The following is an 18,018-nucleotide window of genomic DNA, read 5'->3' on the forward strand; positions in this document are numbered from 1 at the left end:
ATCAATTGGGAAAATAATAAGAGGGAGGTGGATTCATGCGGAAAGACATAGATATAGATAAGAAGATGGAGGAGATAGTCAATAAATATCGGAATATACCTTATAAGCATAATGGTAGATCTTTGACTGGTTTAGATTGCTTAGGATTATTGATACATGTATATAGAGAATTTGGAATTGAAATACCATCAGATGACGGTGCATATATCTCTGAAGAATGGTATAAAGAGGATCCTGATCGTTATTTAAGAGGTATTATAAATATAGGTGAAGCTGTTGAATTTGATCAATTGCAGACCTTGGATTTAGTTTACTTTGAGTTACTAGATGGAATTGTAACCCATTCAGGTGTTATGATTAATGACCATGAATTTATTCATATTTTACAGAGAAGGAATGTAGAGGTTAGCCGTTTTAATAGATTTTGGAGAAAGAAGTTCGCTGGAGCAAGAAGGTTAAAAAGATAATCTAGTATATCATAGAAATAAGCTGGTTATTTATAAATAGTATAAAGAATTAGTGTAGATAAAATTGTTGAGAGCAGCTATAAAATATAATATAATGTTTATATTAATACCGATATTAATAGTAAGAAAAGGAGTCGAAAATATGAGTAGTTTATTACAATCAATTATAAATAGAGATGTTCAACTCTTCTATCTGATTAATCATAAGATTAAATGTGAACTTCTAGACTGGTTTATGCCTAAGATAACTCATTTAGGAGGGGCTTTATTTACAATTACTTTTACTCTTTTATTGGTTCTATCTGGTCAAGATAGATTTCGTGAGGTAGGGTGGCAAGCCTTAATAGCTTTATTCACCAGTGGCATAGTAGTACAGATTGTCAAGCATATTGTCAGTAGGACCCGTCCTTATTTAGCATTAGAAGAAGTCAACTTTAAGAAACCCCCCTTTGGTGAACACTCTTTTCCTTCTGGTCATACAACGGCTGCTTTTTCTCTAGCAATTGTTTGCGGAGCTAACTTTCCAAGCCTTTATCCTTTTAGTCAAGCGGTAGCAGGTCTAGTTGGAATTTCAAGAGCCTATATAGGAGTTCATTATCCTTCTGATATAATTATAGGCGCTTTGATTGGGATTTATTTTTCTAATTGGGCCCTAATCTTACTTTAATTGAAGTTAAAATTTAATAGATCAAATAAAAAACTAGCTATAATTTTATAGCTAGTTTTTTGTGCTAATATCTCTATATCAGTACAGTACATAAATTTATTTGATTAGATTATTTACATATATCACATAATAGAAGTAATAGGCAATCACTAACATTTACTTGTTATTTATTAGCCCCTAAGTGGTGGGAAAAGATACCAGTTAAGTTTTACATTTAATTAATTTAAAGTTAACAACTCTTTAATACTTTATTAGTATAATCTTATTAAGAATATTTTCCTTATCAAGGAGGTAACCTTATGAATAGACTAACAAATCAATTGTTGACTATGGACTTGCAATTATTTGATTTTATTTATACTAAGAAGCGGTCAGCCTTTCTAAATTACTTAATGTCTTGGATAACCCATTTAGGTGGGGCGGTCTTTACAGTTGTTTTACCTTGCTTATTTGTAATTTTGGCTAATAGTGAATCAGACAAGGTTGGATATGAGGCATTGTTAGTATTGTTAAGTAGCCATTTATTAGTTCATATTATTAAGAGAATTACCAATCGCTCAAGACCCTATAAACTATTAGAAGATATTGAAGTATTAGAGATCCCTTTCGAAGAATATTCCTTCCCTTCTGGACACACCACTGCCAGTTTTTCTTTAGCAATTACTTTTAGCTTCTATTTTCCCTTATTTAGTGTGCTGTTCTTATCTCTTGCTCTTTTAGTTGGAATCTCAAGAATATATTTGGGAGTACATTATCCTTCTGATGTGATTGTTGGAATAATTATTAGTGTATTATTCTCCTCTATAATACATTTATTATTAACCTTATAAGGGTAGTTTATCAATAAAGTTATTTAAGGAGGTTAATCATGAAAGTTGCTATCTTTACTGATACTTTTTTTCCTCAGATTAATGGTGTAACGAAGACTTTAGGTAAGCTCAAGGAGTATTTTGATCAAAAAGGGATTGATTATATAATCTTTGCTCCTGATGATTCCAAAAATAGTAATGACAGCTTTGAAGATAATACCCAACGGATGATAAGTTTTAGATTCTTCTTATACCCAGAGTGTAGGTTGTCAGTTCCTAATTACTTTAGAATTAGAAATAAGCTAAATGAGTATAAACCAGATTTAATTCATATAGTAACACCCTTTAACCTTGGATTGTGTGGGTTGAAGTATGCTACTAGCTATAATATTCCTTTAGTTTCGTCATATCACACTAATTTTACCCATTATCTTGATTATTATAATTTAAATCTATTAGAGAAACCCATTTGGAGTTTCTTTAAATGGTTCCATGATCATTGTCAAATGAATTTTTGCCCTTCGCAAGCAACATTAGAAGAGCTAAGAAAGAATGGAATTAAGGATTTAGCAATTTGGGATAGGGGTATTGATACTAGTCTTTACTCTCCTGATTATCAAAATGATGATTTAAGAAGGAAATACGGATTAAAGGATAAGATAACTCTGTTATATGTAGGTCGTTTAGCACCAGAGAAAAATTTAAGTCTATTAATTAAGAGTATGAAGATACTTAATCAGAAGTATCAAGATAAAGTCAAGCTATTAATTACTGGTAATGGTCCATTGTTAGATGAACTAAAAGCAGATTCACCTGAAAATGTTATCTTTACTGGATATCTGAAGGGTAAAGAGTTAAGCCAAGTATATGCTTCAGCAGATATCTTTGCATTTCCATCAATAACTGAGACCTATGGGAATGTAATCTTAGAAGCAATGGCTTCAGGGCTACCTGTTGTTAGTTTTCTAGAAGGGGGAGTTAGAGAAAATCTGATAGACAATTATAATGGTTTAGCTTGTGAAGAGATAGATCCAGAGGATTTCTCTATTAAATTAGAGAAGTTGATTATAGATAGAAAATTGAGGACAGAGTTGGGCAATAATGCCTATAAATATGCTCTAAATAAATCATGGGATAATGTATTTAAAAGGTTAGTTGCTAACTATCAAAAAGTAGTTGATTATCAATCTAGAGAAGCCTTTATATCTGCTTAGATTTAAATAAAAAAGGTGGTGCTTTAATAAGCGCCACCTTTTTATATCCCTATAAAATTTTTAAATTAATATTCTCTTCGTCTATTTTCATTTTCCAAATAGTCTCTAACAATATCCAAGGTCTCTCCAAATCTTTGGAAATGAACTACTTCTCTTTCTCTTAAAAAGCTTAAGGTATCAATTACCCCAGCATCATTGCTAAGATTGATTAGATTTTCATAAGTAGCCCTTGCTTTTTGTTCAGCAGCCAAGTCCTCATGCAAAGTAGCTATAGGGTCCTCCATAGATTGGATATAAGCGGCAGTCCAAGGGACCCCTGCTGCATCATGAGGATATAAGTTCTTACCATGTTGAGCATAATGAGCACCTAGCCCTGCATCTCTTAAAGTCTGAACTGGAACCCCTTCAGTTAATTTATAAATTAAAGTACCCAAAATTTCCCAGTGGGCTAACTCTTCAGTTCCAATCTCTGTTAAAGTAGCTTTAGCCTCATCAGTAGGCATAACATATCTTTGAGTTAAGTATCTAATACCTGCTGATAACTCACTATCAGGTCCTCCATATTGAGCATAAAGGTATTTAGCCATTTCCAAGTCATTTTTACTAACCTTAACTGGATATTGGAGTATTTTATCATAATTCCACATAGCTTATTTTCCTCCTTTTAATATTCAATTTGCCATGGCCATTCTGTCTCTATATATTGCCATGGATATTCACTGACACAGCCAATACATAATGGACCATATCTTCTGACATAATCCCTTCTTAATTCTTCATACTGTCTAGCTATTCTATTATGGTCTTCCAATGCTTGTCGATTGTCTGGATGGGTATTAAGAAATAGACTAAGTTCTACTAGATAAAAGTCCAGAGCCATAAGTTCTTTAAGCATTTCTAGTTGTTCTCTAGTCATCTTTTCACCTCCTTATTTATCTGATTAGATTCTTCTGCGCCTATATGGTCGATATAAATCCACAAAGATAGTCCCTTTGCGTAATGCTTCCCTTAGGTTATAGCGGCGTCCATAATTTTGGAAGGGAATATAAGCTTCTGCTAATTCAAAATCAGGAGTAGGGTAGTGTTCCCTTTCCATATTTGGTCGATTATGAGCCATTAAATCACCTCCATATTTGAGCTAATATATCCTATTCCTGCTAATGACAAAGTGTTAATTTATTTTGCAAAGATTAAAGGAAAATTTTGCTAAAGATTATTTACAACTTTTATAAGTAATAGGCTTGACTTTTCTAAAAGCTTATAATATAATCATAAGTAACAACAAACAATCATAATCAATCACAAATGATTAAATCCGAAGGTTTTGTATGAGATTGAAAATTAAATATAATTTCAATTTAAGTGGATAGATGGGATAAGATAATATAAGAGCATAATCCCCACTTTCAATTTCTATTTGCAAAGCCAGATAGTGTAAAATTGAGGGTGGGTATTTTTGTTTAGCTAGTTGAAAGTTTTTAAACAGATATTAAGATAAGAGGTGATTAAAATATTTGCAGAAGAACGACAGCTTAGAATAGTAGAGATACTTGAAAAGAATAATTCAGTTACAGTAAATCAATTATGTGAGAGATTTAATGTATCTGCTTCTACAATCAGAAGAGATTTACAACTATTAGAAGAACAGAATTTAATTCAACGGACTCATGGAGGAGCAGTAGCTAAGGGTGGTACTAAATTTGAGCCATCCTTTATAGAAAAAGAAAAAGAACATCATCAAGCCAAAGTAGATATTGGTCATAAGGCTGCAGAATTAATCAATGAAGGGGATACTATAATTTTAGATGCTGGTACAACTACAACTGAATTGGCTAAGCATTTAGGAAATTATCAAGATTTAACAGTTGTGACAAATGGGGTCAACATTGCATTAGAGTTAGCACAAAGTAACTGTGAAGTGATCTTAATTGGAGGACATTTAAGAAAACATACTTTGGCTATGGTAGGACCAGTTGCTGAAGATAATTTAAGCAAATTCTCTGCTGATAAAGTCTTTTTAGGAACCAATGGTATTCATTTAAAGGCAGGGATAACAACCCCTGATTTAGTAGAAGCCAACACCAAAAAGATGATGCTAGAAAGAGCCAAAGAGGTAATTGTATTAGCAGATTACAGTAAGTTTGGAGAGACAGCCTTTGTTAAAGTGGCTGAAATTGAAGAGGTAGATATTATTATAAGTGATAAGAGTTTAAAGAAGGAATTAGTAGAAAGCTTTAAAGAGAAGGTTGATATTATTTTAGCTTAGGGGGTGAGAAGATGATTATAACAGTAACTTTAAATCCTGCTATAGACAAGACTGTTGAATTATTAGATTTTAAGGTTGGAGCATTAAATCGGATTAAATCTGTTAGAAAAGATGCTGGTGGTAAAGGGATTAATGTATCAAAGGTAATTGCTGAATTAGATGGTAATACAAAAGCTTTAGGTTTTGTAGGAGGCAGTAATGGTCAGTTTATTAAAGATAGGTTGACTGGTGCTGGAATTAAGCATTCTTTTACTGAAGTAGAAGGTGAGACTCGTACCAATTTAAAGATTATTGATCTTGCTACTACTGATGAGACAGAGGTCAACGAACCAGGTCCCAATATTAGCAGAGATGATTTAGTTAATTTAGAAGAAAATTTATTAAATAATATCACAAAGGAGAGTCTAGTAGTAGTAGCTGGCAGCCTGCCTTTAGGTGTTCCAGAAGACTTTTATGCTCAATTAATAGATAAACTACATGGTAAAGGTGTTAAAGTCGTCTTAGATACATCAGGGCTTCCTTTAATGAAGGCTTTGGAAGCAAAACCTTATCTAATCAAGCCAAATCTAGATGAACTGGAGAAGTTAATTAACAAATCATTGAAAGAAACTGAAGAGATTATTGGTGCAGCTAAAGAACTCCATCAAAAAGGGATTGAGATTATAATTGTTTCTTTAGGCGGAGATGGTTCAATAGTTGTCAGTGAGGCTGGAGTCTTAAAAATAAAGCCTCCTAAGATTGAAGTGGCCAGTTCTGTCGGGGCAGGTGATACCTTAGTAGGAGCTCTATCCTTGAAACTAAGTCAAGGAGAAGACCTAAAAGAAGCTATCCGTTATGCTACTGCAGCTAGTGCTAATACTGTTATGCAGGCAGGTACCCAAATCTGTAAAAAGGATGAAGTGGAAGAGTTATTAGGTCAAGTTGAGATAGAAATTTTAGAATAAGGGAGTTGAAAATAGATGAAAATTAGTAATTTAATGAGGGAAGATTTAATCAAGCTTAATTTAGCTAATAATACTAAAAATGAAGTTTTAGCAGAGATGGTAGATTTATTAGATGCTGCTGATAAAATCACTTCTAAGGATGAGTTTTATCAGACAATTTTAGCCAGAGAAGCTAAGAGCACAACAGGTGTAGGAAATGGAATTGCTATTCCTCATGGTAAAAGTGATGTCGTTAAAGAGCCGACTTTAGTTTTTGCTAAGTCAGAGCAAGGTGTTGATTTTGATAGTTTTGATGATCAGCCAGTAAAAATCTTATTTATGATTGCAGTACCTGAAGGTAAGAATGATGAGCATCTTAAAGTATTGGCTCAATTATCTCGTAAATTGATGCATGCAGATTTTAGAGAAGCATTGATGAATGCTAATACAAAAGAAGATATCTTGACAGTTATCAAAGAAAATGAGTAATTCTTAAGAGTAATCAATCTAGTAGCTAGAGTAGATTCCATAAATAATTCTATAAGATCCCCAATCATAGTATCTTCACTTAAGAGGGTATTAGTAGATGGAGTTTACTAAAATATAAATAACTATTATTTTAAAGGGGGAAATAAAATGAGAATATTAGCTGTAACTGCTTGTCCAACTGGTGTAGCTCATACTTATATGGCTGCAGAGGCTTTAGAAGGAGCTGCTAAAGAAAAAGGGATTGATATTAAAGTAGAGACTAGGGGTTCTGTAGGGATAGAGAATGGATTAACTCCAGAGGATATTAAGGAAGCAGAAGCAATTATTGTTGCTGCTGACACTGATGCAGATGTAGATCGTTTTAAAGGAAAGGCTGTTATATCAGTACCTGTAGGAGCTGCCATTAAGGACCCTAAAGGCTTGATTGAAGAGGCTTTAGAGAAGGCTAAAGACTTTGAACCAGAAGAGGATTTATTAGATAATGTCCAACAACACAAAGCAGAAAGAAGTTCTCAAAGAAGTGGATTCTATAAGCACTTAATGAATGGTGTTTCTAATATGCTACCCTTTGTGGTTGCTGGTGGTTTGGCAATTGCCCTCTCCTTTGTCTTTGGTATTAAGGCTTTTGAGCAAGAGGGAACTTTGGCTGCAGCATTAATGACAATTGGTGGAGGAACAGCCTTTGCTTTGATGATTCCAGTATTGGCAGGATTTATCGCTAGCTCTATTGCAGATCGTCCTGGTTTTGCTCCTGGTATGGTTGGTGGTATGCTGGCTGCTAATATCGGTGCTGGTTTCTTAGGTGGACTAGTAGCAGGTTTCTTAGCTGGTTATATTACTAAGTTCTTAAATGACAACATTAAGTTACCTAAGAACTTCCAAGGATTAAAGCCAGTCTTGATTCTACCTTTGTTATCTGTATTAATTGTTGGTTTATTGATGGTTTATGTACTTGGAACACCGATGAAGAATATTATGGATGCTCTTACTGCTTGGTTACAAGGTATGTCTGGAACCAATAGAGTACTATTGGGATTGATTTTAGGTGCAATGATGGCCTTTGATATGGGTGGACCTGTTAATAAAGCTGCTTATACCTTTGCAACTGGATTATTGGCATCTGAGGTTTATGCACCAATGGCAGCTGTAATGGCAGCTGGTATGGTACCTCCATTAGGTCTTGCTTTGGCTACATTTATTGCTCCAAAGAAATTTGATAAGCAACAGAAAGAAGCTGGTAAGGCAGCAGCAGTACTAGGTATCTCCTTTATTACAGAAGGTGCAATCCCATTTGCAGCAGCTGACCCAGTGAAGGTTATTCCTTCTATTATTGTTGGATCTGCTACAACAGGTGCCTTATCAATGTTATTTAATGCTACTTTAAGAGCACCTCATGGTGGAATCTTTACTGTATTCATTCCTGGAGCTGTAGGAAATGTAGTTATGTATGCAATATCTATCTTGGTTGGTACTATAGTTTCTGCTGTTCTAATCAGTATTTTAAAGGATGAAGTGAAAGCTTAATATTGAGTTAATACCAGAAAGAGGGGAGAAATCCTCTCTTTTTTATTTTGTTTTTTGGGGTAAGATATTATATAATTGATTTTAAGAAAAAGTAGGTGATAATGTGAAAAAGAGTTTAGACCGTAGAGAGAAGGTACTTGATTTACTCTATCAAAATCAAGATAGATATCTCTCTGGAGAAGAGTTGAGTAATAAATTAGGAGTATCTAGAACTTCAATTTGGAAGTATATCAATTATTTAAGGGAAGCAGGTTATCAGATTGAATCTTCATCAAAGATTGGTTATCGATTGATTACCCCTGCTGATAATCTATTACCAGAAGAGATTAAACGTAATTTAAATACAGAGATAATTGGACAAGAGATAATTTATTATAAAGAGATAGAGTCGACCAATGATGCAGCTAAGAAGTTAGCTCAAAGCGGTTTGCAAGAGGGAGCAGTAGTTATAGCAGAAGAGCAGAAGAGAGGGAAAGGGCGCTTAGGCAGAGAGTTCTGTAGTCCCTTAGGGGGGATTTGGTTATCTTGTATTCTACGCCCTGATATCAAGCCGACATTGGCTACTAGAGCCACTTATATTGCTTCCTTAGCTATAGTAAAGACGATAAGGAAGCTAAGTGCTGTAGATGCCAAGATAAAGTGGCCTAATGACATTCTAGTTGGTAATAAGAAGGTCAGCGGAATCTTGACTGAAATGGGTGCTGAGTTAGATAAGGTTGATTATTTGATAGTGGGAATGGGGATTAATCTCAATTTTCCTTTAGATACATTCGATGAATCTTTACATAATAAAGTAACTACAATTTATCATGAGACAGGTAAGAAGATAAGTAGGGTTAAATTTGTACAAGCTCTGTTAGAAGAGATAGAGATGGTATACAAAAAATTATATGACTTTAAAGATATATTAAAAGAGTGGAAAGCTTACTCTTATACTCTTGGCAAGGTGGTTAAAATAGATAATAAGAAGGAAGAGATAGTAGGAGAAGCTGTTGATATAGCTGAAGATGGAGCATTGCTTGTTAAGGTTGATGATAAAGTTAGAAAGTTCTATTCTGGTGAAGTATCTTTATATCATCAGAGCTTTAATTCTGGCAATTGATAATAAGTTATAAGGAGAGAAAGAAGATGATTTTAGCTATTGATGTGGGTAATACTAATATTGTATTAGGATTATATCAGAATGATGAGTTATTAATAGATTGGAGAATCTCCACTGACAAAGGTAAGACTGTAGATGAATATGGTATATTACTGATTAACCTTTTTGAGAGTAATGGTTTTAAGCTAGAGGATATCAAAAAGATTATTATTTCATCAGTTGTACCCCCAATTATCAATACCTTAGATGAGGTAGCGATGAAGTACTTTGGGGTAGAAGCCTTAGTAATAGGTCCAGGGGTTAAGACTGGAATTAATATTAAGATGGATAACCCTAGAGAAGTAGGTGCTGACAGAATAGTAAATGCTGTTGCAGCTAGTGAATTATATAGTGGTCCAGCTATTATTGTCGATTTTGGTACAGCAACTACCTTTGATGCCTTATCTGCTAAAGGCGAATATCTTGGGGGGGTTATTGCTCCTGGAATAGGTATCTCTACTGAAGCTTTATTTGATAGAGCAGCTAAGTTGCCTAAAATAGAATTAAAGTTTCCTAAAAATGTGATTGGAAAGAATACTCATGATGCATTACAGTCAGGAATCCTATACGGATTTGTAGGGCAAGTAGATGGAATAGTTAGAAGGATGAAAGAGGAGTTTGCTAAAGATGCTAAGGTTATCTCTACAGGAGGCTTAGCAGAGCTAATCAGTCCCCGTTCTGAAGAGGTTAATATTGTCAATGAATTCCTTACTTTAGAAGGGTTAAGAATTATTGAAAAGATGAATAGGAGCAATTAGTGACGAGTAACAAGTGATGGGTCACGGGGAACCAGCTTTTTACTGGGCACTCGTCACCTGTTACTTGTTACTATTATTAGGGGGACACTTTGAGGTTTCCCTTTTAACTTTGTACATCAATTAATCATAGAAGAGGTGATGATTTTGTTGAAGATAGGAGATGTAATAATAGATAATCCAGTTATTTTGGCACCAATGGCTGGTATCACAGACTTACCTTATAGAAAGCTGGTTAAAGGGATGGGATGTGGCTTGGTTTGTACAGAGATGGTCAGTGCCAATGGTTTAGTTTATGAGAATCAAAGGACTGAGAAGCTGTTGGAGGTTGCTCAAGAAGAGAGACCAGTTTCACTCCAGATATTTGGTAATGATCCTGAAGTGATGGCTCAAGCAGCTAAGAAGGTAGAAGAGGAGAGTAATCCAGAGATAATCGATTTAAATGTAGGTTGTCCTACCCCCAAAATAGTTAAGAATGGCTATGGTTCAGCTTTAATGAAGGAGCCTAAGTTATTGGGAGAGGTTATCAAAGCTATGGTAGAGGCAGTAAATAAGCCTGTCACCGTTAAAATTAGAACTGGTTGGGACCAAGATAGTATCAATGCTGTAGAGATAGCTCAAGTTGCTGAGGAGAATGGAGCTAAAGCTATTGCAGTTCATGGGAGGACTAGAAGTCAGTTCTACAGTGGTAAAGCAGATTGGGAGATTATAGCCCAAGTTAAAGAAGCTGTATCAATACCTGTAATAGGAAATGGTGATATCTTTAAACCAGAGGATGCTTTAAAGATGATTGAGATGACAAAGTGTGATGGAGTAATGATCGGCAGAGGTGCTCAAGGTAATCCATGGATATTTAAAAGAACTTCTCATTATCTTAAAACTGGTGTGTTATTACCTCTTCCTACTCCAGTAGAGAAGATAGAGACAGCGATTGTACATTTGGAGAATTTAGTTAATTATAAAGGGGAATATGTAGCAGTTAGAGAGATGCGTAAACATGCTAGTTGGTATATCAAGGGATTGAAAAACTGCACATCTATTAAAGATCTTTTAAATCAAACAGAGAGTGTAAATGTGATGAATAGAATATTAAGAGAGTATCAAGAAAAGTTGAGCTGACATTCTAAAGATTGTCAGCTTTTTTTTTCTTTTATACATAAATTTAAAATTATTATCACATATTAAAGTGAGAGTTCTTTAGTTTTAAACCTCAAGAGGTGAAATATATGAAAAGAGTAGTAAGCATAAGTTTAGGATCTTCTGCTAGAGACCATCGGGTACAACGGGAGATATTAGGAGAGCAGTTCATTATTGAGCGGATAGGTACCGATGGTGATATGGATAAGGCTATTAAGATGTTTAATAATCTTGATGGTAAGGTAGATGCTTTTGGTTTAGGTGGAATAGACTTATACCTTTATGCAGGTAAGAAACGATATCTGTTAAGAGATGCCAAGAAGATTATAAAAAATATCAATAAGACACCTATTGTTGATGGTAGTGGATTAAAAAATACTTTAGAGCGCAGGGCAATCAAGCAAGTTAACAAGAAAATTAACTTAAAAGATAAAAGGATTTTAATGGTTTGTGCTTTAGATAGATTTGGAATGGCAGAAGCCCTTAAAGATACTGGAGCTAAACTCTTGATTGGTGATTTAATCTTTGGATTGGGGATACCTATTCCTCTTAAATCATTAGGTACATTACATAATATAGCACAGTTTATTATGCCTATTGTTAGTAAATTACCCTTTAAATTACTATACCCTACAGGAAGTAGGCAAGAAGAGATCAGAGATAAGTATAGCAAATATTATGAGTGGGCGGATATTATAGCAGGGGATTTTCATTATATAAAAAGATATTTACCAGCAAATTTAGGAGAAAGAATAATAATTACAAATACAGTCACACCCTCAGATATAGAGTTATTAAAGGAGAGAGGGTTAAGTAAATTAATCACAACAACACCAGAGTTTAGAGGTCGTTCTTTTGGTACTAATGTGATGGAAGCAATCTTAGTAACCTTGCTAGATAAGCCCTTAGATGAGATAAGGGTTTCAGATTACCTAAATATATTACGTGAAATTGATTTTGAGCCAAGGGTAGAAGAGTTTAATCAGGGGTATTTAATCAGATAACTCCGTCTAGAAATGAGGGTATAAGATTCAAATTAGTAATATTGGTAGTTAGAAATTAATGAATCGTGATAATAAGGAGGCAAATTAATGAAGAAATTTGGGTTTATAATTCACCCTCTTGATGTCAGTGATGTAGCAAGAAAATTTCCTGTCTCTAAATTCTTCTCTGATAGGTTATTAGAGAATGTGCTTAAGGTAGTACCACCCTTTAAGGCATCACATATTACAGGAGTTGAATCAATTAAAGCTATTAAAGCCGAAGGGTGGTTTATCTGTTGTCCTTTAACTGCTAGACAGATGATTGAATTACCAACAGAAGATGTTATAGAGAAGATTATTGGAGCTGGAAGAAAGGCAGAAGAGCTAGGTGCAGATATTGTGGGATTGGGTGCATTTACTTCTGTGGTAGGAGATAAAGGTCTTACAGTAGCTAAAGCTCTTAATATTCCAGTGACTACAGGTAATAGTTATACAGTAGCTACAGCATTAGAAGGAATTGGTTTAGCAAGTGATATCATGGGGATAGATATGGGAAGAAGTAATATATTAATTGTAGGAGCTACTGGTTCTATAGGTAAAGCTTGTAGTAAAATATTAGCAAAAGATAATAAATATTTAATGTTGGTAGCTAGAAAAGAGGAGAAATTAAAGGAGTTAGCTGGTGAGTTGAAGAATAATTATAATGTTCAAGTTGAAATTGGTACAGATTTAAATAGATTATTGCCAGAAGCAGATATTGTAGTGACTGTATCTAGTTCAGTAGATAGTTTAATTGATGTAAATCTATTGAAATCGGGAGCAATAGTCTGTGATATTGCTAGACCTCGTGATGTTGCAGAAGAGATAGCACTTAAAAGAGATGATATTTTAGTTATAGATGGAGGGATAGTAGAGGTTCCAGGAGAAGTTGAATTTAATTTGAATTTTGGTTTTCCTAAAGGTACGTCTTATGCTTGCATGGCAGAGACTATGATCTTATCTTTAGAAGGAAGATATGAAAATTATAGCTTAGGACCAGAGTTAGATTTAGAAAAAGTAATTGAAATCAGCAATTTAGCTGATAAGCATGGGTTTAGATTATCAAGTTTGAGAAGCTTAGAGAGAGAGGTTACTTTACAACAGGTCAGTAAAGTGAGGAGAATAGTTAGCTCTACTTGACAATTTTTACAAGTTGGATTATAATAATTTATTAAAGTGGGATAAATAGTGTTAAGTCAATATGTCTTGACACTATTTTATATTTTTGAAATAATAAATATATTATAAAATTTAAGAAAAGGGGTATCTAGGATGAAAGAGGAGAGAATTGTTATATCTCAGGAGGGTTTAGATAAATTAAAAGAAGAGTTACAACACCTTAGAGGGCCTAAACGGAAAGAGATTGCCAAAAGAATTAAAGAAGCAAGAGCATTGGGAGATATTAGTGAGAATTCAGAATACGATGATGCTAAGAATGAACAGGCCTTTATTGAAGGAAGAATTAGAGAATTAGAGCAGATGTTAAAGAATGCCGAAGTTATAAATACAGAAAACATTGATACTGGTAAAGTAAGCTTGGGAACTACAGTTAAAGTTAAAGATCTAGAGTTTGATGAGGAAGAGGAGTTTAAAATTGTAGGTCCTACTGAAGTCGATCCAGATGAAAATAGAATTTCTAATGTTTCTCCAATTGGGAAGGGCTTAATTGGTCATAAAGTTGGAGATACTGTTGAGATTGAAGTACCAGTAGGAACAGTAAAATTTGAAATATTATCAATTGAAAAATAAATAATTTAAATAGTAATAAATTTATGAAACTTGGGGGTATAGAGGTTATGGTAGAAAATGAATTAAATGAGTTGATGATGGAACGTCGTAAAAAATTAGATGATTTGAATGAGGCAGGGATTGAAGCTTATAGTAATGAGTTTAACCGTGAGGATATAGTAGCGGATATATTAGAGAATTTTGAAGAGTTAGAAGCAGAAGATAAGGTTATTAAGGCTGCTGGTCGTATCATGGCCTTTAGAAACCATGGCAAATCTTCTTTTGCAGATATTGTGGATATGTCTGGAAGGGTTCAAGTTTACGCTCAACAGAATAAACTTGGTGAAGAGCTTTATGAGTTATTTACTAGTCTAAATATCGGTGACCATGTTGGAGTAGAAGGTACTGTCTTTAAAACTAGACGTGGAGAAATTAGCATTAGAGTTAAGAGCTTTAAATTATTGTCTAAATCTTTACGGCCATTACCAGAGAAATGGCATGGTTTAAAGGATGTTGAGCTAAGATATCGCCAAAGATATGTTGATTTAGTAGTAAACCCTGAAGTAAAAGAGAAATTTATTTTAAGAAGTCGGATTTTACATAAGATCAGAAGTTATTTAGAAGAAAAAGGTTTCTTAGAGGTTCAAACTCCCCTGATGCATCCAATTGCTGGTGGAGCATCTGCCAGACCTTTTGTAACCCATCACAATGCTTTGGATATCGATTTATATATGAGAATTGCACCAGAGCTTTATCTAAAGAGATTATTAGTTGGTGGATTTGAAAAGGTATTTGAACTTGGTAAGAATATGAGAAATGAAGGGCTATCAACTAAACATAATCCAGAATTTACTTCTTTGGAGTTATATGAGGCTTATGCTGATTATGAAGATATGATAGATATCACTGAAGATTTAATTAAAACAGTTGCTCAAGATGTATTAGGAACTTTAGAGATTTCATATGATGGTTTAGAAATTAATTTGGGTAATTGGGATAGAATAACTATGGTTGATTCTATTAAGAAATATGCTGGAGTTGATTTCTCTAAAGTAAGTACAGTAGAGAAAGCAAAGGCTTTAGCTAAAGAAAAAGGTGTTAACGTTGATGATAAGACATCTGTTGGGGAGATTATAAATGAATTTTTTGAAGAGTTTGTAGAAGCCAAATTAATCCAACCAACATTTATCACACAATATCCTGTAGAAGTATCTCCATTGGCTAAACGTAATCCAAATAATCCTGATTTTACAGATAGATTTGAATTGTTTATCGCAGGAAATGAGATAGCTAATGCTTTTTCTGAGCTTAATGACCCAATTGATCAAAAGAAAAGGTTTGAAGCTCAAGTATCCCAAAGAGAAGCAGGAGATGATGAAGCTCATATGATGGATGAAGACTTTATTAGGGCATTGGAGTATGGAATGCCACCTGCAGGAGGATTAGGGATTGGAATAGATAGATTAATCATGTTATTAACAGATTCACCATCTATTAGAGAGGTTATCTTCTTCCCTCATTTAAGACCAGAGGTAAAATAAGAATATCTTTAGTATTTTATAGATTCTTCTTCAAGAGGTGGTATCTCCACCTCTTTTTGTTTTTTTATCTAATAAATTTATATAAAAAGCACCTCTAACATATGTTATAATAAGATTTAGGATAATAATTAGAGACAATTGCTAAATAATAAGAGGTGTTGAGAGTGTTAAAAAAAATAGCAGTAATTGTAACGACATTGTTTTTAGCTTTATTATTTTCTTTTAATGTTGATGCGGGATTTGTGTTGGAGTATAAAAGTAATTTAGATTTAGAAGATTATAGTCAAATTAATATGGATCAAAAATCCCTTATATCTAATAGGATTACTCTCAATTTTCCTGTCAGGGATAAAGGAGATTATAGTTTAAGTAAGGAGGAATTAGTATCTCCTCATTATACTTATTCTAAAGATGTTAGAGGTATATATATAAATGGTTGGGTAGTAGGCAATGAAAGAAAGACTGATAATTTGATAAAAGAGGTTGAAGAGAGTAATTTGAACTCTATTGTAGTTGATCTAAAGGATGTAACAGGTCGTATTATCTTTTCTAAGAATCAGAGAGATATTTCACAGTTGTTTGAAAACGGGCTGAAAGAGTTAATAGATAAAGCTCATAAAAAGGGTATATATGTTATTGGAAGGTTAGCCGTTTTTAAAGACCCTGTTTTAGCTAATAAAGATTCGAAATATTCTTTGAAATATATATCAGCTAGTGATAATGAAACTATAATTAACAGTGATGTTTGGGTTAGTCCTTATTCAAAAGAGGTTTGGGAGTATAATATAAAGATATCAGAACAAGCAGTTAAATTAGGATTAGATGAGATTCAGTTTGATTATATTAGATTCCCTACTTTGGCAGTAAATAGTAAGTTGATTATCAAAACAGAAGAGAATAAGTCAAGAACAGATGCTATAGTAGGTTTTTTGAAGTTTGCTAATGAGAGGTTAAAAAAATATAATGTTTTGATTTCTGCAGATGTATTTGGCTTAACTACAACCGCTAAAGGTGATTTAAAGATAGGACAGGATATTACAAGATTAGTAGATTATGTAGATTATCTATCACCAATGATTTATCCTTCTCATTATAGTTCGGGATTCTATGGAATAGATAATCCTGATAGTAATCCATATGATATAATTTTTGAAAGCTTAGAAGATGCTAGAGAGAAGTTGGGAGATAAGAGTTATAAATTAAGACCTTGGTTACAAGATTTTTCTTTAAGACATATATATACAGATAAAGAAGTTAAGGAACAGATAAAAGCCGTAAAGGATAATCAGATATCTAGTTGGTTATTATGGAACCCTAGATCAATTTATACAATTAGTGCAGTAAAAGATGATAGTAAGAAGGGAATGGAAGAAAGATGGAATTTACAGGGGAGCGAGTTATTCCAGAAGAGATGAATCCTAGAAATGGTTTAGTGATTGAACATATAGCTAGATATAAATTTGCTAGTAGATTTGCTAGGGGAAGGGTTTTAGATATCGCCTGTGGAGTAGGGTATGGAAGCGAAATTTTAATGGCAATGGGTGAAGGGATTGATGAGATAGTAGGAGTAGATATAGATGAAGAGTCAATTGAATATGCAAAAAGGGTATATAAGTATCCTTGGAATAGTTTTTTAGTAGGAGATGTTAATGATGAGGGTCTCTGTGATGAAATAGGTAAGTTTGATACTATTGTTAGTATGGAAACAATAGAGCATATTAAAGATGATTACACTTTTGTTAATAATTTAAAAAGTTTATTAAAGGAAGATGGTTTATTGATTATATCCACTCCTTTTGGAAGAGGTAGAGACTTTGAATGTGTTAATCCATATCACTATAGACAATATACTGAAGAAGAATTTAGAGAAGTATTAGGTTTATTTTCAGAAATAGATTTGTATTGCCAATGTGATAAGACCATAGAAAAGCCGATTAAAGGTAAAGATTACTATCTAATGGTCGCTTTATGTAAATAAAGATAAAAAAGATGTCTATACTCAGTATCTACAGTTTTTGTAGTATTAAGTATAGATTTTTTCTTTAATAAATGAGAGTTAATTTTTAGAGGTTATAATGAGTAATGCAAATTTGTTGTTAATAAGTATTGACAACTTATATTTAAGATGTTATTATATTAAACGTTGTTCACAAGAATTATAAAAAAGAGGGTTCTATATATAGCTTCTTAATCAAAATGTTAGTTATATTACTAAGTATAGTTAATTAGCTTAAATTTCAAAATTCCTCTTGACAATCAACTTGAAAGTTGGTATAATTCTTTTTGTTGAATATTAAGAAATCTTTTAAAAACTTCTTGACAGAGATTCTCTTAG

General features: G+C 33.4%; 20 protein-coding genes. 17 read left to right on the plus strand and 3 right to left on the minus strand.

The window, feature by feature from the left end; translation table 11 throughout:
* The first annotated feature begins 35 nt into the window (after positions 1-35).
* The 4 genes from U472_RS01335 (at position 36) to U472_RS01350 (ending at position 3,157) form a co-directional block, all read left to right on the plus strand.
* A complete protein-coding gene (locus tag U472_RS01335) occupies positions 36-467 on the plus strand; it encodes a C40 family peptidase (protein ID WP_068714740.1) in 432 nt (143 codons plus the stop codon).
* 142 nt (positions 468-609) lie between these two features.
* Entirely contained in the window at positions 610-1,134 is a 525-nt protein-coding gene (locus tag U472_RS01340) for a phosphatase PAP2 family protein (RefSeq protein ID WP_068714742.1), read from the plus strand.
* Positions 1,135-1,433: 299 nt separating this feature from the next.
* Positions 1,434-1,964, plus strand: coding sequence for a phosphatase PAP2 family protein (locus U472_RS01345; protein ID WP_068714744.1), 531 nt, complete (start codon positions 1,434-1,436; stop codon positions 1,962-1,964).
* A gap of 38 nt (positions 1,965-2,002) precedes the next feature.
* Entirely contained in the window at positions 2,003-3,157 is a 1,155-nt protein-coding gene (locus U472_RS01350) for a glycosyltransferase family 4 protein (RefSeq protein ID WP_068714746.1), read from the plus strand.
* 65 nt (positions 3,158-3,222) lie between these two features.
* Here the strand turns inward: U472_RS01350 and U472_RS01355 are convergent, their stop codons facing one another.
* The 3 genes from U472_RS01355 to U472_RS16080 are packed head-to-tail and all read right to left on the minus strand — an operon-like array spanning position 3,223 to position 4,274.
* Positions 3,223-3,804, minus strand: coding sequence for a manganese catalase family protein (locus U472_RS01355; RefSeq protein ID WP_068714748.1), 582 nt, complete (start codon positions 3,802-3,804; stop codon positions 3,223-3,225).
* Between the two features lie 17 nt (positions 3,805-3,821).
* On the minus strand, positions 3,822-4,073 hold the full coding sequence (locus tag U472_RS01360) for a spore coat protein CotJB (protein WP_068714750.1): 252 nt from the start codon (positions 4,071-4,073) through the stop codon (positions 3,822-3,824).
* 24 nt (positions 4,074-4,097) lie between these two features.
* A complete protein-coding gene (locus U472_RS16080; protein ID WP_083189685.1) occupies positions 4,098-4,274 on the minus strand; it encodes a spore coat associated protein CotJA in 177 nt (58 codons plus the stop codon).
* Between the two features lie 384 nt (positions 4,275-4,658).
* Here U472_RS16080 and U472_RS01365 point away from each other — a divergent pair, with 384 nt between their 5' ends.
* The 13 genes from U472_RS01365 to U472_RS01425 all read left to right on the plus strand — a co-directional run bounded on the left by U472_RS01365 (position 4,659) and on the right by U472_RS01425 (position 17,661).
* Positions 4,659-5,423 carry a DeoR/GlpR family DNA-binding transcription regulator gene (locus tag U472_RS01365; RefSeq protein WP_068714752.1) on the plus strand — a complete coding sequence of 255 codons (765 nt, stop codon included), beginning with the start codon at positions 4,659-4,661 and terminating at the stop codon, positions 5,421-5,423.
* Positions 5,424-5,434: 11 nt separating this feature from the next.
* Positions 5,435-6,367, plus strand: coding sequence for a 1-phosphofructokinase (gene pfkB, locus U472_RS01370; RefSeq protein WP_068714754.1), 933 nt, complete (start codon positions 5,435-5,437; stop codon positions 6,365-6,367).
* Between the two features lie 15 nt (positions 6,368-6,382).
* The gene (locus tag U472_RS01375; RefSeq protein ID WP_068714756.1) at positions 6,383-6,835 is read left to right on the plus strand and encodes a PTS sugar transporter subunit IIA; all 453 of its coding nucleotides are present in this window, start codon (positions 6,383-6,385) and stop codon (positions 6,833-6,835) included.
* Positions 6,836-6,982: 147 nt separating this feature from the next.
* Positions 6,983-8,359, plus strand: a complete 1,377-nt coding sequence (locus tag U472_RS01380) for a PTS fructose transporter subunit IIC (protein WP_068714758.1) — start codon at positions 6,983-6,985, stop codon at positions 8,357-8,359.
* Between the two features lie 103 nt (positions 8,360-8,462).
* Entirely contained in the window at positions 8,463-9,461 is a 999-nt protein-coding gene (locus tag U472_RS01385; protein WP_068714760.1) for a biotin--[acetyl-CoA-carboxylase] ligase, read from the plus strand.
* Positions 9,462-9,487: 26 nt separating this feature from the next.
* Complete coding sequence (locus tag U472_RS01390) at positions 9,488-10,258, plus strand: type III pantothenate kinase (protein WP_068714762.1); 771 nt, start codon at positions 9,488-9,490, stop codon at positions 10,256-10,258.
* A 147-nt stretch (positions 10,259-10,405) separates the two neighbouring features.
* A complete protein-coding gene (dusB, locus tag U472_RS01395; RefSeq protein WP_068714783.1) occupies positions 10,406-11,374 on the plus strand; it encodes a tRNA dihydrouridine synthase DusB in 969 nt (322 codons plus the stop codon).
* 107 nt (positions 11,375-11,481) lie between these two features.
* A complete protein-coding gene (locus U472_RS01400) occupies positions 11,482-12,396 on the plus strand; it encodes a quinate 5-dehydrogenase (protein WP_068714764.1) in 915 nt (304 codons plus the stop codon).
* An 87-nt stretch (positions 12,397-12,483) separates the two neighbouring features.
* Positions 12,484-13,554, plus strand: coding sequence for an SDR family NAD(P)-dependent oxidoreductase (locus U472_RS01405; RefSeq protein ID WP_068714766.1), 1,071 nt, complete (start codon positions 12,484-12,486; stop codon positions 13,552-13,554).
* A gap of 132 nt (positions 13,555-13,686) precedes the next feature.
* On the plus strand, positions 13,687-14,163 hold the full coding sequence (gene greA, locus U472_RS01410) for a transcription elongation factor GreA (protein WP_068714768.1): 477 nt from the start codon (positions 13,687-13,689) through the stop codon (positions 14,161-14,163).
* A 47-nt stretch (positions 14,164-14,210) separates the two neighbouring features.
* Positions 14,211-15,683, plus strand: a complete 1,473-nt coding sequence (gene lysS / locus U472_RS01415) for a lysine--tRNA ligase (protein ID WP_068714770.1) — start codon at positions 14,211-14,213, stop codon at positions 15,681-15,683.
* A 164-nt stretch (positions 15,684-15,847) separates the two neighbouring features.
* Positions 15,848-17,098 carry a putative glycoside hydrolase gene (locus U472_RS01420; protein WP_245684710.1) on the plus strand — a complete coding sequence of 417 codons (1,251 nt, stop codon included), beginning with the start codon at positions 15,848-15,850 and terminating at the stop codon, positions 17,096-17,098.
* Positions 17,059-17,661 carry a class I SAM-dependent methyltransferase gene (locus U472_RS01425; RefSeq protein WP_068714772.1) on the plus strand — a complete coding sequence of 201 codons (603 nt, stop codon included), beginning with the start codon at positions 17,059-17,061 and terminating at the stop codon, positions 17,659-17,661. Before U472_RS01420 ends, U472_RS01425 begins: the two co-directional genes overlap by 40 nt.
* The last annotated feature ends 357 nt before the right edge of the window (positions 17,662-18,018 follow it).

Source organism: Orenia metallireducens, from assembly GCF_001693735.1.
GTDB classification, from domain to species: domain Bacteria; phylum Bacillota; class Halanaerobiia; order Halobacteroidales; family Halobacteroidaceae; genus Orenia; species Orenia metallireducens.